Annotated in this window: 9 protein-coding genes; 5 read left to right on the top strand and 4 right to left on the bottom strand. The window is 64.9% G+C overall.

Annotation, left to right across the window (positions count from 1 at the left end; translation table 11 throughout):
• Nucleotides 1-14: 14 nt before the first annotated feature.
• Entirely contained in the window at nucleotides 15-467 is a 453-nt protein-coding gene (locus NKJ77_RS21355) for a nucleoside deaminase (protein ID WP_352535722.1), read from the bottom strand.
• Nucleotides 468-647: 180 nt separating this feature from the next.
• Here NKJ77_RS21355 and NKJ77_RS21350 point away from each other — a divergent pair, with 180 nt between their 5' ends.
• The 5 genes from NKJ77_RS21350 to NKJ77_RS21330 all read left to right on the top strand — a co-directional run bounded on the left by NKJ77_RS21350 (nucleotide 648) and on the right by NKJ77_RS21330 (nucleotide 7,250).
• The gene (locus NKJ77_RS21350; protein WP_023832843.1) at nucleotides 648-2,774 is read left to right on the top strand and encodes a pseudouridine synthase; all 2,127 of its coding nucleotides are present in this window, start codon (nucleotides 648-650) and stop codon (nucleotides 2,772-2,774) included.
• Between the two features lie 47 nt (nucleotides 2,775-2,821).
• Nucleotides 2,822-3,376, top strand: coding sequence for a 16S rRNA (guanine(966)-N(2))-methyltransferase RsmD (gene rsmD, locus NKJ77_RS21345; protein ID WP_023832844.1), 555 nt, complete (start codon nucleotides 2,822-2,824; stop codon nucleotides 3,374-3,376).
• Nucleotides 3,377-3,472: 96 nt separating this feature from the next.
• Nucleotides 3,473-4,828, top strand: coding sequence for a M16 family metallopeptidase (locus tag NKJ77_RS21340; RefSeq protein WP_031195979.1), 1,356 nt, complete (start codon nucleotides 3,473-3,475; stop codon nucleotides 4,826-4,828).
• 188 nt (nucleotides 4,829-5,016) lie between these two features.
• Nucleotides 5,017-6,393, top strand: coding sequence for a M16 family metallopeptidase (locus tag NKJ77_RS21335; RefSeq protein WP_023832845.1), 1,377 nt, complete (start codon nucleotides 5,017-5,019; stop codon nucleotides 6,391-6,393).
• Nucleotides 6,390-7,250 carry a patatin-like phospholipase family protein gene (locus NKJ77_RS21330; RefSeq protein ID WP_023832846.1) on the top strand — a complete coding sequence of 287 codons (861 nt, stop codon included), beginning with the start codon at nucleotides 6,390-6,392 and terminating at the stop codon, nucleotides 7,248-7,250. The genes NKJ77_RS21335 and NKJ77_RS21330 overlap by 4 nt, the downstream gene beginning before the upstream one ends.
• A 307-nt stretch (nucleotides 7,251-7,557) precedes the next feature.
• Here the strand turns inward: NKJ77_RS21330 and NKJ77_RS21325 are convergent, their stop codons facing one another.
• Genes NKJ77_RS21325 through NKJ77_RS21315 form a run of 3 tightly spaced genes read right to left on the bottom strand, consistent with a single transcriptional unit; the run spans nucleotide 7,558 to nucleotide 12,769 of the window.
• Nucleotides 7,558-8,226 carry a 4'-phosphopantetheinyl transferase family protein gene (locus NKJ77_RS21325; protein WP_023832847.1) on the bottom strand — a complete coding sequence of 223 codons (669 nt, stop codon included), beginning with the start codon at nucleotides 8,224-8,226 and terminating at the stop codon, nucleotides 7,558-7,560.
• A complete protein-coding gene (locus NKJ77_RS21320) occupies nucleotides 8,223-8,681 on the bottom strand; it encodes a GNAT family N-acetyltransferase (protein ID WP_031199606.1) in 459 nt (152 codons plus the stop codon). The genes NKJ77_RS21325 and NKJ77_RS21320 overlap by 4 nt, the downstream gene beginning before the upstream one ends.
• Nucleotides 8,681-12,769: a Pls/PosA family non-ribosomal peptide synthetase gene (locus NKJ77_RS21315; protein WP_352535721.1), complete on the bottom strand. Its 4,089-nt coding sequence runs from the start codon at nucleotides 12,767-12,769 to the stop codon at nucleotides 8,681-8,683. Before NKJ77_RS21315 ends, NKJ77_RS21320 begins: the two co-directional genes overlap by 1 nt.
• Nucleotides 12,770-12,948 lie beyond the last annotated feature (179 nt).

Genomic DNA, 12,948 nt, shown 5'->3' with positions numbered 1-12,948 from the left:
GGTAGCTGAAGGCTCTACGTTTCGCGTCTTTCCCGAAAGAATTCCCTGAGCAGCAGCGCCGCGTCGGCCTCGGCCATGCCCGGATAGATGTCGGGCTTATGGTGGCAAGTCGGCGAGGCAAAGAAGCGCACGCCGTTGACCACCGCGCCGCCCTTCTCGTCGGCCGCGCCGAAATAGAGCCGGCGCAGCCTGGCGAAGGAAATGGCGCCTGCGCACATGGCGCAGGGTTCCAGCGTCACATAGAGGTCGTGGCCGGTCAGCCGCTCGCTGGAGAGCGTTTGGCAGGCCGCACGGATGGCCAGCATTTCGGCATGCGCCGTCGGATCGGCAAGTTGGCGGGTGCGGTTACCGGCGGATGCCACCACCGTGTCGCCGCTGGCGATGACGGCGCCAACCGGAACTTCTCCGCGCAAGGCGGCGGCTTGCGCCTCTTTCAGCGCCAGCGCCATGAAATCCGGCCGCTTCACGCGGTTTCCATTCCGATTATCTCCTCGCCACTTGGCGGTGATCCTGTTATGGAGCGCGTCAACCCGAATATCGGAACAGATTTTCGGAAATGATCATGCGCCAAATCAAAGTGCTATAGCGTCCTTTGCGCGTCCGAAAGGATGCGCCACGCTGTAGCAGCGCAACAAGGCAAAGGCCACATGGACGACAACGACAAGAAATCTCCGCGCCACAAAGGCCCGGGCAAAAGCGGCCCTGGAGCCGCGGGGCCGCGCCGCGATGGCGCCGCCGGCAAAAGCGGCAAACCCTCCTTCGGGGCCAAGAAACCCTATTCACCGCGCGGCGCCCGGCCGGCAGTGGCTGAGGGCGAGCGGCCCAAGCGCGATTTCAAAAGTGGCGACCGGCCATTCAGCAAAGGTCCGCGTTCCGAAGGCAAGCCCTTCGAAAAGCGCGAGGGACCGCGCAAGCCATATGCACCACGCGGTGACCGGCCGATGGCAGCCGAAGGCGAGCGCAAGCCGTATGAAAAGCGCGAAGGGCCGCGCAAACCCTATGCGCCGCGTGGGGATCGCCCTATGGCGGCCGAGGGTGAACGCAAGCCGTATGAAAAGCGCGAGGGGCCGCGCAAGCCTTATGCACCGCGCGGCGATCGGCCGGTTGCGGCCGATGGCGAGCGGCCAAAGCGCGATTTCAAGGGCGGCGATCGGCCATTCAGCAAGGGGCCGCGTCCCGAAGGCAAGCCTTTCGAAAAGCGTGAAGGGCCGCGCAAGCCCTACGCACCGCGTGGCGATCGGCCTGCTTCCGCCGAGGGCGAAAAGCGTTTTGACCGGCCAAAGCGCGATTTTGGCGATCGCCCGCAGCGCGACGCCGGAGATCGTCCCAAGCGTGACTTCAGCGATCGCCCCAAGCGCGATTTCGGTGGTGACTGGCCGCAAGCATCTGGCGGCGCCTTCAAGCCGCGCCCGCGTCCGGCAGATGCGGAAGAAGCCGGCGAGCGTATCGCCAAGCGGTTGGCCCGCGCCGGCCTGGCGTCGCGCCGCGACGCCGAAGACCTGATCGCGGCGGGCCGTGTCAAGGTCAACAACCGGGCTTTGACCTCGCCGGCCTTCAACGTCATGCCGGGCGACATCATCCATCTCGACGGCATGGAGATCCCGCCGATCGAGCGCACCCGCCTGTTCCTGTTTCACAAGCCTGCCGGCGTTGTTACCACCAACCGCGACCCCGAGGGCCGCAAGACCGTGTTCGACGTGCTGCCGGCCGAATTGCCGCGGCTGATGACCATCGGCCGCCTCGACATCAACACCGAAGGCCTGCTGCTGCTCACCAACGATGGCGGTCTGTCGCGCGTGCTCGAACTGCCTGCCACTGGCTGGCTGCGCCGTTACCGCGTGCGCGTTCATGGCAAGGTCGAGGAAAGCATGCTCGCAGGCCTGCGTGAAGGCATTGCCGTCGACGGCGTCTTCTACGGCGCCATCGAAGCGACGCTCGACCGTGAGCAAGGCACCAACGCCTGGCTGACGATCGGCCTGCGCGAAGGCAAGAACCGCGAAGTGAAGAACATCCTTGGATCGCTCGGCCTCGACGTGACGCGGCTGATCCGTATCTCCTACGGACCGTTCCAGCTCGACGATCTCGCCGAAGGCCATGTGCTGGAGATCAAGGGCCGCGTGCTTCGCGACCAACTCGGCGAGCGTCTGGTCGAGGAATCCGGCGCCAATTTCGACGCCGAGATCATCAAGCCGTTTTCCAACCAGCCGGTGCGGCGAGAGCGTGACGCGGAGCCGGAACGGCCGAAAGTCACCCGCGAGGGTGACCATCGGCCGATCGGCGAGGGCGGTCTGATCAAGAACCGCAAGCGCCGCGAAGGCAGCCGCGACGAAGCACTGGGCAAGCTGTCGACCAGTCCCGAAAGGGGCGCGAGGCCGGAAAAGAGCTTTGGCGAACGCGGCCCGAGACCCGAGCGCAGCGAGTTTTCGGACAAGCCGCGCGGCGCCTTTGGTGACAAACCGCGCGGCGGCAAGAAGCCCGAGCGCGAGCAGCGGCCGATCGATCCGCCGGGCCAGCGCAAGGCTAATGTCTGGATGGCGCCGGGCGCGCGTCCGATCGGCAAGGGCAGGGCGGAAGCCGATGCCGCCAAGGCGGCCGAGGCCAAGGCGCGCAAGGCGTCATTCAAGCCGTCCTATGGCAAGCCGGGCTATGGCAAGCCCGCCTATGGCAAGCCAGGCGGCGCCAAGCCGTTCGGCAAGTCGGGTGGCGAGCGTCCGGATGGCGGTCGGGGCGGCGAGCGGCCACGCAACGGTCCCAAGGGCCCGAGGACCAGATGATGCCGGGACTTAAATGAGATCCGGCCTTAAATGAGACCCGGGCATAAATGAGAATCGTCGGCGGCCAATTTCGCGGGCGTCCGCTGGCGACGCCGCGCGACCATGCCATCCGCCCGACGACCGACCGCGCCCGCGAGGCCGTCTTCAACGTGCTGGCGCACCGCTTTGCCGACAAGCTCGAGGGCGCGCGCGTGCTCGACCTTTTCGCCGGCACCGGCGCTCTCGGCCTCGAAGCGCTGTCGCGCGGCGCTTCCTATGGCGTCTTTATCGAAGAATCGGCCGAAGGGCGCGGCCTGATCCGCACCAATGTCGAAGCGTTTGGCCTTACCGGCCGCACCAAGATCTTCCGCCGCGACGCGACCGCCCTGGGTGAGGCCGGTACGCTTGCGGCATTCGGCCTGGTCTTCGCCGATCCGCCCTATGGCAAGGGCCTTGGCGAGCGCGCCCTGCGCTCGGCCAGGGATGGCGGCTGGTTGCTGCCCGGCGCGCTCTGCGTGGTCGAGGAAGCCGCCTCGGCGCCCTTCGAGATTGGGCCGGAATTCTCGGTGGTTGATGAACGAAACTACGGCGAGACGGTGGTCCGGTTCATCGAGCTTGCGTAAGGGTGGAGCGACCGGCGCCTTCAAAATGACGCACAATTCACTTTGCCTCCGCGGCTAACCTTGCCTATCGTCGCGCGATAACAACCGGAGCCATCAATGACATTTCATACTGAATGGCTGCGGAGAGCCTTGCTCGCCACCGCGCTGACCATGGCCGGCCCGGCCCTGGCCGCGGATGATGGCAAGGTGGCCAACTTCCTGCTCGACAATGGAATGGAGGTGGTGGTCGTTCCCGATCATCGCGCCCCCATCGTCACCCATATGGTGTGGTACAAGATCGGCAGCGCCGACGAGCCGCCAGGCAAGTCCGGCATAGCGCACTTCTTCGAACACCTGATGTTCAAGGCCACGACCAACCACGCCGCGGGCGAGTTCGACCGCGCCATATCGGCCATCGGCGGCTCCAACAACGCCTTCACCTCATATGACTACACTGCCTTCCACGAGACGGTGGCGCCCCCGGCACTTGGTGAGATGATGAGCTTCGAGGCCGATCGCATGCGCAACCTCATCTTGACCGACGAGGTCATCAAGACCGAGCGCGACGTGATCCTGGAAGAGCGCCGCGCGCGCATCGACAGCAATCCGCAGGCGGTGCTCGACGAAGAGGTCGACGCGACGCTCTGGCAGAACCAGCCCTACCGCATTCCGGTGATCGGCTGGATGCAGGAGATGGAGCAGTTGAACCGCACCGATGCGGTTGCCTTCTATGACAAATACTACCGGCCCAACAATGCGGTGCTGATCGTGGCCGGCGATGTCGAGCCGGAGGTCGTGAAGGCGCTGGCCGAAAAAACCTATGGCAAGGTCGCGCGCGGTCCCGACCTGCCCCCGCGCATCCGCCCGGTCGAGCCGGAGCAGAACACCAAGCGGACGGTGACGCTCACCGATGGGCGCGTTTCGGTGCCGAGCTTTTCGACGCAATGGGTGGTTCCGTCCTACCACACGGCAAAACCGGGCGAGGCCGAGGCGCTCGACCTGCTGGGAGAGATCCTTGGCGGCGGCAGCCGCAGCCGGCTCTACCAGCAGCTCGTGGTCAAGCAAGGCATCGCATCGGCGACCGGCGCCTTCTTCCAGGGTACGATGCTCGACGCCACCAATTTCACCGTCTATGGCGCGCCGCGCGGCGACGCCAAGCTGAGCGACGTCGAGGCGGCCGTCGAGGCCGAGATCGCCCGCATCGTCAAGGACGGCGTCACCGCGGACGAGCTGGAGAAGGCCAAGGCCCGCTATATCAGGGCCATGATCTTCGCCCGCGACAAGCAGGACGAGATGGCCAATCTCTACGGCGCCGAGCTCGCCACCGGCGGCAACGTCAGGGATATCGAGGAATGGCCGGACCGCATTCGCAAGGTCACCGCCGATGAGATCAAGGCGGTCGCCGCACGCTATCTGCTGCTCGACCGTACGACGACCGGCTATCTCTTGCCGCAGCAACAGGCGGGGAATTGATGATGACAAGATTGAGCGTTGGCGCTGCCCCTCACCTGCCTGCCGGCATCCTCTCTCCGTATAGTGACGGGGAGAGGGGCGCTGTCATCGCCGATTTCGCCAACCATCAGCATCGTAAGAAGAGCGCCAGCGTCGCGGCGAGCCCCCTTCTCCCCGTCACTATACGGGGAGAAGTGCCCGGCAGGGCGATGAGGGGCGGCACTGACCTTGGCGATCAATGGCCTGATGCGATTACTCATAGGCGCATCGCGGTTCTCCACGCCTTCGCCACACTGTTCCTCGGCATCTTCTTCCTCATCCTGCCGGCGCTTGCCGCGCACGCGATGGACATTCAGCCGGTGACCTCGTCAAAGGGCGTCAATGCCTGGCTGGTCGAGGACCACTCCATTCCGATCATCGCCATCCGCTTCGTCTTCGATGGCGGCTCGACGCAGGATCCGGCGGGGCGGGAAGGCTTGGTCAATCTGATGACCGGCCTGTTCGACGAGGGCGCCGGCGACCTCGACAGCGAGGCCTTCCAGATCAAGCTTGACGATGCCGGCGCAGAGATGGGCTTCGAAGCGGCGCGCGACGGCACCTATGGCGCGATGCGGATGCTGGCCGAGCAGAAGGATGCGGCCTTAGACCTGCTCAGGCTGGCGGTCACCAGCCCGCGCTTCGACCAGGCGCCGATCGACCGCATCCGCGCCCAGATCCTGTCCGGCATCATCGCCAATGAGCGTGACCCCAACACCGTCGCGCAAACCAAATGGCTGCGCGCCATCTATGGCGAACATCCGTATTCCAGGCCCGACCAGGGCACCAAGGACAGCATCGCCACCATCACGGCAGCGGATCTGGCTGCCTTCCACAAGGCCAATTTCGCCCGCAGCGGCCTGCATGTTGCGGTGGTCGGCGACATAGATGCCGCGACGCTGAAACGGAAGCTCGATGAGGTCTTCGGCGATCTGCCGGAAAAGCAGGTGCTGCAACCGGTTGCCGATACCGAGCTGAAGCTCGGCCAGCAGCTCGAGGTCGACTACGACCTGCCGCAGACCTCGCTGCAGTTTGCCTATCCCGGTGTGAAGCGCGATGCGCCGGATTTCTTCCCTGCGGTGCTGATGAACCAGATTCTCGGCGGCGGCACCTTCACCTCGCGCCTCTATGACGAGGTGCGGGAAAAGCGCGGCTTGGCCTACTCCGTCGATTCCAACCTGGTCGACCACCAGCATTCCAATGCGCTGATCATCACCACCGCAACGCGTTCCGATCGCGCCGCCGAGACGCTCGGCATCGTCAAGGAGGTGGTCAAGAAGATGGCCGAGGAGGGGCCGACGGAGGCCGAACTGGACGCCACCAAGAAATACATGGTCGGCTCCTATGCTATCAGCAATCTGGATTCTTCCAGCGCCATTGCCGCGACCCTGGTGGAATTGCAGCTCGACAATCTCGGCATCGACTACGTGCAGCGCCGCGCGGCGCTCATCAACGGCGTGACGCTCGATCAGGTCAAGGCAGCGGCGAAGAAGCTGCTGACGCCGGCGCCCGCGATCATGAGCATCGGGCCGAAGCTGGAGGCCAAATGACAGGTCCGACTTTCGGTATCGCCTTTGGCGGCGGCGGCGCGCGCGGCCTCGCCCATATCCACATCGTCGAGGCGCTGGACGAGCTCGGCATCAAGCCCGTGGCCATCGCCGGCTCCTCGATCGGCGCCATCATGGGCGCCGGCATGGCCTCGGGCATGAGCGGCAAGGACATCGAGGACTACGCCCGCTCGATCCTCGGCCGCCGCGCCGAGGTGGCGGCGCGCATGTGGCGCTCGCGTCCCGGCACCATCGCCGAGGCGATGCAGGGCGGCATCCGAGTCAGCCAGTTCAACATAGAGCGCATCTTGAAGGCGTTCCTGCCGGAAGCCATCCCGGAAACCTTCGCCGAGCTGAAAATCCCGCTGAAGGTGACGGCGACGGACTATTTCGGTCACAAGCTGGCCGTCTTCGACGAGGGCGACCTGCATTCGGCGCTCGCCGCCTCGGCTGCCATTCCCGCCGTGTTCCGCCCGGTGACGCGCGACGACCGCGTGCTGATCGACGGCGGCATCTACAATCCGGTGCCGTTCGACCTCATCGAAAACGACGCCGACATCATCATCGCCATCGACGTCGTCGGCGCGCCGAGCGAGGCCGAGCGCAAGCACCCGACCACGGTCGACCTGATGTATGGCGCCACGCAATTGATGATGCAGTCGATCATCGCCCACAAGCTGAACCAGCGCCCCCCCGACATACTGATCCGCCCGCCAGTGTCGAAATACCGCGTGCTCGATTTCATGAAGATCGACACGCTGCTTGCCGAGACGCAGGAGGTCAAGGACGAACTGAAGCGCGAGGTGGAAAGAGTGGTCGAGGCGCGTGCCAAGGGCAAGCGGGGGAAGAAAGCAGGGTGAGCTGCCGATCTCCCCCCTCGAGGGGGAGATGGCCGGCGGGCCAGAGGGGGTCGTCTCGCGTGAAGCTCGACCTCCTGCGGTCGGTAGGAGGTGCGTCAGGACGGACCGACCCCCTCTGTCGCCTTCGGCGACATTCTCCCCCTCAAGGGGGGAGATTACCCCGACCAGCGTCTCACACCTTCCCAGCCGCATATTCCAGCGCCACCACGCCATTGCTGAACTGTACGGTCGAGACAGGCTCCTTGCGACCGCTCTGCGAACAAAATGCGCTTTGTTGAGCAGCTGTCGGGCGCTGGCCCATTCGCGCTTAAAGGGGGGCGCTTCGGACACCATCGACAAACGCCAGAACGACCACACACGGAGCAACGCAGTAAACCAGTCTCGCTCTGCGGCCCGTCTTCGTCACAGCGTCGCTTGCGTCGAGATCGACGGTGATGTCCTCATAGCCCAGCACTTCGCCATCAAGCGGGTAGGCGGCCTTGTAGACAGCTTCCTTGGCGGCAAAAAGGATGCGACCGGCAAGATACGGGTCGGTTGCGTCGATCCGGTCAGCGGGGGCTGCAACCAGCGCGAAGATGTCGTCGGGCAGGGGCAAAGCGGGCTCGATATCGATGCCGAGCGAGGCGACGTGGGAGAGCGGCGCGACGGCCGCCACGGCCATCTCGTCGTCGTGAGCCAGCGACCCCGTTACTCCATGAGGCCATACCGGTGCGCCGGAGGAGCCGCGGAGGATAGCGACGTCGTTCAAGCCCATATCCGCCAGCAACTCGTGCGCGATCCACCGCGCCGCGCCACTCGCCCGCCGCATCAGCGGCAGGCGTGACGGGATGGAGTGTGCTTCCTGCGGCAGCAAATGGTTCTCATCGCCTTCGCGGATCGTGCGGCATCCGATCCGAACGCCGGCGGGTGCCATGGCGGCCATCGCCGCCAGCAACTGCGCCGACAGGCTGGCGCCGGCATCGAGCGGGCGCGTCATGGCTGTTCGCCCCGCAGAGCGAGGTCGGCGATCATTTCCCCGTCCTCGTCGGGCCCTTCTTCGACGAAACCGGCAGCGCGATAGAGGCGGCGTGCCGCTTCATTCCCAGGTTCGTAGCAGATCGAAACGTGGCTGATGTGGCCGAGCCGCATGATTTCATCCAGCACTTCGCGCAAAGCGGCCTTGCCGTAGCCTTGGCCCTGATGGACGCGATCGATCATGAAGCGGTAGATCCGCGCCTCGTCGTCGTCCTCTGGCGCCTCATACATCAGGAAACCGACGACGCGATCCCCTGCCATGACGACGCGCGGCCGTGCGTCCCCGTCGGTTTCGGCTTCGTCCAGCGACTCCGCATTGCTGGCGACAAAATCGATCTGATCCGCGGCCAGTTCCAGAGCCGCGACCAGGGCCCGGTTGGCCGCAGTCACCGAAACGAGACGGACGTCTGCGCCCATCAAGCCGTTGCCTTGACGCTATCCTCCGGCAGCGGCTCGACGAAGCGATGCAGCTTGGCCGGGTTGCCCCGCCAGATCGAGTTGGGTTCCAGCTCTTCGCCCTTCATCACGAAGGAGTCCGCGTCGACCATCGAGCCTTTGCCCATCACCACGCCGTAGTGGACAAAGGCGGAAGGTCCGAGCGTGCAACCATCGCCGATGCGGATGAAATCGGACTTGAACGCGCCTTCTTCCAGCGAGTGGGCCTGAATGACGCAGCCCTCGTTGAGCGTGACGTCGTCGCCGATCTCGACCAGCGAGCGCTCGGTCAGGTTGCTGCCGCCATCATAGACCCGGCTGCCGACCTTGACGCCGAGCAGGCGCAGGATCATCGGCCGGAACGGCGTGCCGGCGAACAGGCGCACGATCGGCGAATCCGCCAGCTTCCAGTGGCGTTCGTGGCGCCAGAAGGCGACGTCGTAGATCGTCGTCATCTGCGGCTTTAACCGGCCAAAGCCAAGGCTTGCCCGCTCGACCAGAATGTAGAACGGAATGGTGATCGCCGAGGTCAAAAGCACGGCGGCGAACAGGGCGACCTCCGCCCATTCCGTATAGTAGTTTAGCGCCCGGTCCCAGATCGCCAGCGTGACGAACAGCATGACCCATTGCGTTGCCAGGAACAGAAGAATGGTCACCAGGTTGTGGCGGTTCTTGTGCGGGATGCGCCGGCGCCGGTCGGCCTCGTCGACGCCGGCGATAAGCTCCTTGTCGCGGTTCACCATGCGCGGGATTTCAAAGGCGGGCGAACCGAGAAGGCCGACATTCTGGCGCACCGGCCCGTCGATGGGGATCATCACCTTGGTGCCGAGCAGCACGTTGTCGCCGGTGCGGCCGTCCGGGGGATAATAGATGTTGTTGCCGAGATAGTTGCGTTCGCCGATGCGCGTCGGCTCGAGCCTGAAGGCCGAGGCGGATTTGTGCATGTTGATCATGAACAGCCCGTCCGAGACCATGGTCTCGGTGCCGATCTCGCACAGAAGCGGGTTTTCGTGCTGCTGGTTGGAGCCGAAATTGGAGCCGGTCTGCACCACTCTGTTGAGGTTCCAGCCGATGGCGCGCATGTAGTGCACGATTGCCGAGCTGTCGCCGGCCAGGAGCCCGAGCACGCGGGAATTGCTGGCGAATTCGGCGACGGTCTGCAGCCAGTAGCGGAAACCGTAAAGCGTGTAGGTGCGGCCCGGCTTCAAGATGAGGCTGGTCAGGCGCGGCACCAGCGTCGCCGCCAGGAAAGCCGCCGCGATATAGCCGAAAAGCGTGACCGTGGTGCCGATTGCGACAAGGCCGATCGTCTCCTGATAGTCGTCGCCGACATATTCCCAGTAGCTGTGGAACAGGAGCGGCAGCGGGGTGACGAGGCCAAACAGGCCGATCAGCTGCAGCGCTTCATAGAGGAAGCGCCGGACCTGGTAAGGATTGACATTGCGCACCTTGCAATAGTCCGCCGTGGTCGGCACTGCCGGCGATCCATGCCAGTGCTCGCCGTCCGGAATGCTTTGCCCGCGATGCAGCGAGGACGAATGGCCGAGCTGGGCACGGTCGCCGATGCTGGTGTCGATGTCGAGCGTGGAGCCGACGCCGACGAAGGCATCGCGGCCGATGGTAAGCGGTCCGGTATGGATGTAGCCGGCCTCGGCCCTGAAGCCTAGGATCATCGATTCCTTGCGCAAGATGGTATTGGCGCCGACCGAGATGAGATCCGTGCAGACGGGCACGGACTTCGATTCGATGACGGCGTTTTTCCCGAGTTTGGTGCCGAGCAGCTGCAGATAGAGGCTGTAGAGCGGGCTGCCGCGGAACAGCACGACGGGTGCGGTGCGGATCAACGTCTTGACCACCCAGAAGCGGAAGTAGCGCACGCCCCAGATCGGAAACGCCTCGGCCTTCCAGCGGCCGATGAGCACCCATTTCGCCAGGACGGCAAAGCCCGACATGCCGAAGAACACGGCGGCCGAGAGCGCCACGCACCGGATATAGAGCTGCAGCGGATCGTCGAGCGCGTCATACATCCAGTTGAGGCCGTCATTGATCGCCCAGAGCGCCACGTAGCTGTAGAGGCCGTAGAACGAAAGCTGCGCCGCGCCGCAGGTCCAGTAGGCGAAATTCGAGGCCCGGCGGGTGAGGACCGGCTCGTTGGTTGCCGTCGTCATCTCCTCCGCTACCCCCAGATGCAGCGCCAGGCGCGCCACTGTGGGATAGAGATAGATGTCGCGCATCGACGTCGTCGCCCATTCCTTCCTGGTGCGCACGCGCGCGCAGAAATGCGCCATCAGCAAGGAGTTGGCGCCGAGATCGTCGAAGAAGTGATCCTCGACCGACACCGCGTCGAATTTCAGCACCGTGGCCAGCGCTTCCGCCAGGAATCGCTCGTCCTCATTGCCGGGCGGCACCATCGTGCGATCGGCCGAAAGCCGGACGCTCGTCGGCTTCGGCAGTTGGCGCAGGTCTACCTTGTTGGAGACGGTCATCGGGATGGCGGGCAGCTCCTCCAGATAGGCGGGCACCATGTAGTCCGGCAGCCGCCGCTTCATCGTCTGGGCGAGATCCCCTCGGGAAATCGCCGCTACGCCGGTTTTAAGCGCGTAATAGGCAACCAGTTCGACGCGGCCGGGCTCGATCTCCCAGGTGGTGACGGCGGCCTGCGCGATCTCGGGCTGGTCGAGCAGCACCGCCTCGATCTCGCCGAGCTCGATGCGATATCCGCGAATCTTCACCTGCGTGTCGATGCGCCCGGCATACTCGATCTCGCCGCTATCGTTGATCCGGCCAAGATCGCCGGTGCGGTAGATGCGCTGCGACGGGTTGTTCGGCAGGCCGACGAAATCGGCGATGAATTTCTGGTCGGTCAGGTCCGGCCGGTTCAGATAACCGACGGCGAGCCCGATGCCGGCAATGCCGATCTCGCCCAGTTCACCGGGCTCGGCAAGTTGCGGCAGCGAAGCGTCGAGAATGACGATCGAGTAAGTCGGCAACGGCGCGCCGATCGTGACGGGACGGTCCGGCGTCAGCGCCCCCATCGTTGCGGTGACGGTCGCCTCGGTCGGCCCGTAGGTGTTGAGGATCTGCCGGCCCGGCTTCGACCAGCGCACCACCAGATTGTGCGGGCAGGCCTCGCCGCCCACCAGAAGCGTGCGCAGGCTGGGAACGTCCGATGTCATCGATGACAACAATGTCGGGCTGCAGGCCATGCAGGTGATGTCATGGAGGCGCAGGAAATCCGCCAGTTCCTCGCCCACCAGCGGCATCTGGCCAGGTGCCGGCACCACCGTCGCGCCGGCGACGAACGGCACCCAGATCTCTTCGGAGGAAAAGTCGAAGGCAATGGTCATGCCCTGATACACCCGGTCGCCCGGCCGGTAGCCGTAGGAGGCGGCCGCGACGTGTATGAAATTGACGAAGCTCTGGTGCGTGATGACCACGCCCTTGGGCTTGCCGGTGGTGCCCGAGGTATAGAGGATGTAGCAAATGTCGTCGGTCGCCTGCTGCTTCAGCGGCGCGGGCGACTGTGCGGAGATTTCGGCGGCGGCGCTGTCGATCAGCACATGGGCAACGGGCAGTTGACCGGCGCGCGACGCATAGGCGGCGATGGTGACGATCATGCTGACGGCGGCGTCTTCGATGATCAGCGCCATCCGCTCCTGCGGAAACGCGGTGGCCAGCGGCACGAAGGCAGCCCCCGCCTTCATCACCGCCAGCAACGCGACATAGGTTTCCGCCGACCGGTCGAGAATGAGCCCGACCCGGTGGCCCGGCCGCACGCCGTGCTTGATCAGCATGCGGGCGAACTGGTTGGCGCGGCTGTTCAGCTCCTGATAGGTCCACACGCGCCCTTCGGAGATCACCGCCGGCAGTGCGGCAAACGTTACGGCGAGCTGCTCGAACACCGTATCGAGCCGCTCACCCGGCTGCCGGGCAAAGTCGGCGCCCGTCAGGACCTGGCCGCTCCTTGTCGGGCCGCGAGCGATCCGTGCCAGCGCATCGATGCCTGGCAGGCCGCCGATCGGTGTTGCCGCGTCGCTGTCCAGTTCGGCGATGTCGTAGTCCATGTCCATACTTTCTCGTCCTCGCCGGGCATTGCCCGGCTGTTCATGCCGCCGCTGGAGCAGGCACTGCGCCGCCGCTGCGATTTTGTTGGTGGAGGGCTTCCAAAAAGGAAGTGCCCGGAATCCCGACGGGGAAGCTTATGCCACCCGATCTTTTCGCCGGTTTTTCCGAACTGTTGAATTTTGTT

This window comes from Mesorhizobium sp. M0052 (assembly GCF_040323255.1).
Classification (GTDB): domain Bacteria; phylum Pseudomonadota; class Alphaproteobacteria; order Rhizobiales; family Rhizobiaceae; genus Mesorhizobium.
The sequence above is the reverse complement of the archived record's forward strand: the minus strand, read 5'-3'. Positions and strand labels throughout refer to the sequence as shown.

Coding starts and splice junctions, on each gene's coding strand:
- NKJ77_RS21350 (WP_023832843.1), top strand. CDS start 648: ATGGACGACAACGACAAGAAATCTCCGCGCCACAAAGGCCCGGGCAAA.
- rsmD (WP_023832844.1), top strand. CDS start 2,822: ATGAGAATCGTCGGCGGCCAATTTCGCGGGCGTCCGCTGGCGACGCCG.
- NKJ77_RS21340 (WP_031195979.1), top strand. CDS start 3,473: ATGACATTTCATACTGAATGGCTGCGGAGAGCCTTGCTCGCCACCGCG.
- NKJ77_RS21335 (WP_023832845.1), top strand. CDS start 5,017: ATGAGGGGCGGCACTGACCTTGGCGATCAATGGCCTGATGCGATTACT.
- NKJ77_RS21330 (WP_023832846.1), top strand. CDS start 6,390: ATGACAGGTCCGACTTTCGGTATCGCCTTTGGCGGCGGCGGCGCGCGC.
- NKJ77_RS21325 (WP_023832847.1), bottom strand. CDS start 8,226: ATGACGCGCCCGCTCGATGCCGGCGCCAGCCTGTCGGCGCAGTTGCTG.
- NKJ77_RS21320 (WP_031199606.1), bottom strand. CDS start 8,681: ATGGGCGCAGACGTCCGTCTCGTTTCGGTGACTGCGGCCAACCGGGCC.
- NKJ77_RS21315 (WP_352535721.1), bottom strand. CDS start 12,769: ATGGACATGGACTACGACATCGCCGAACTGGACAGCGACGCGGCAACA.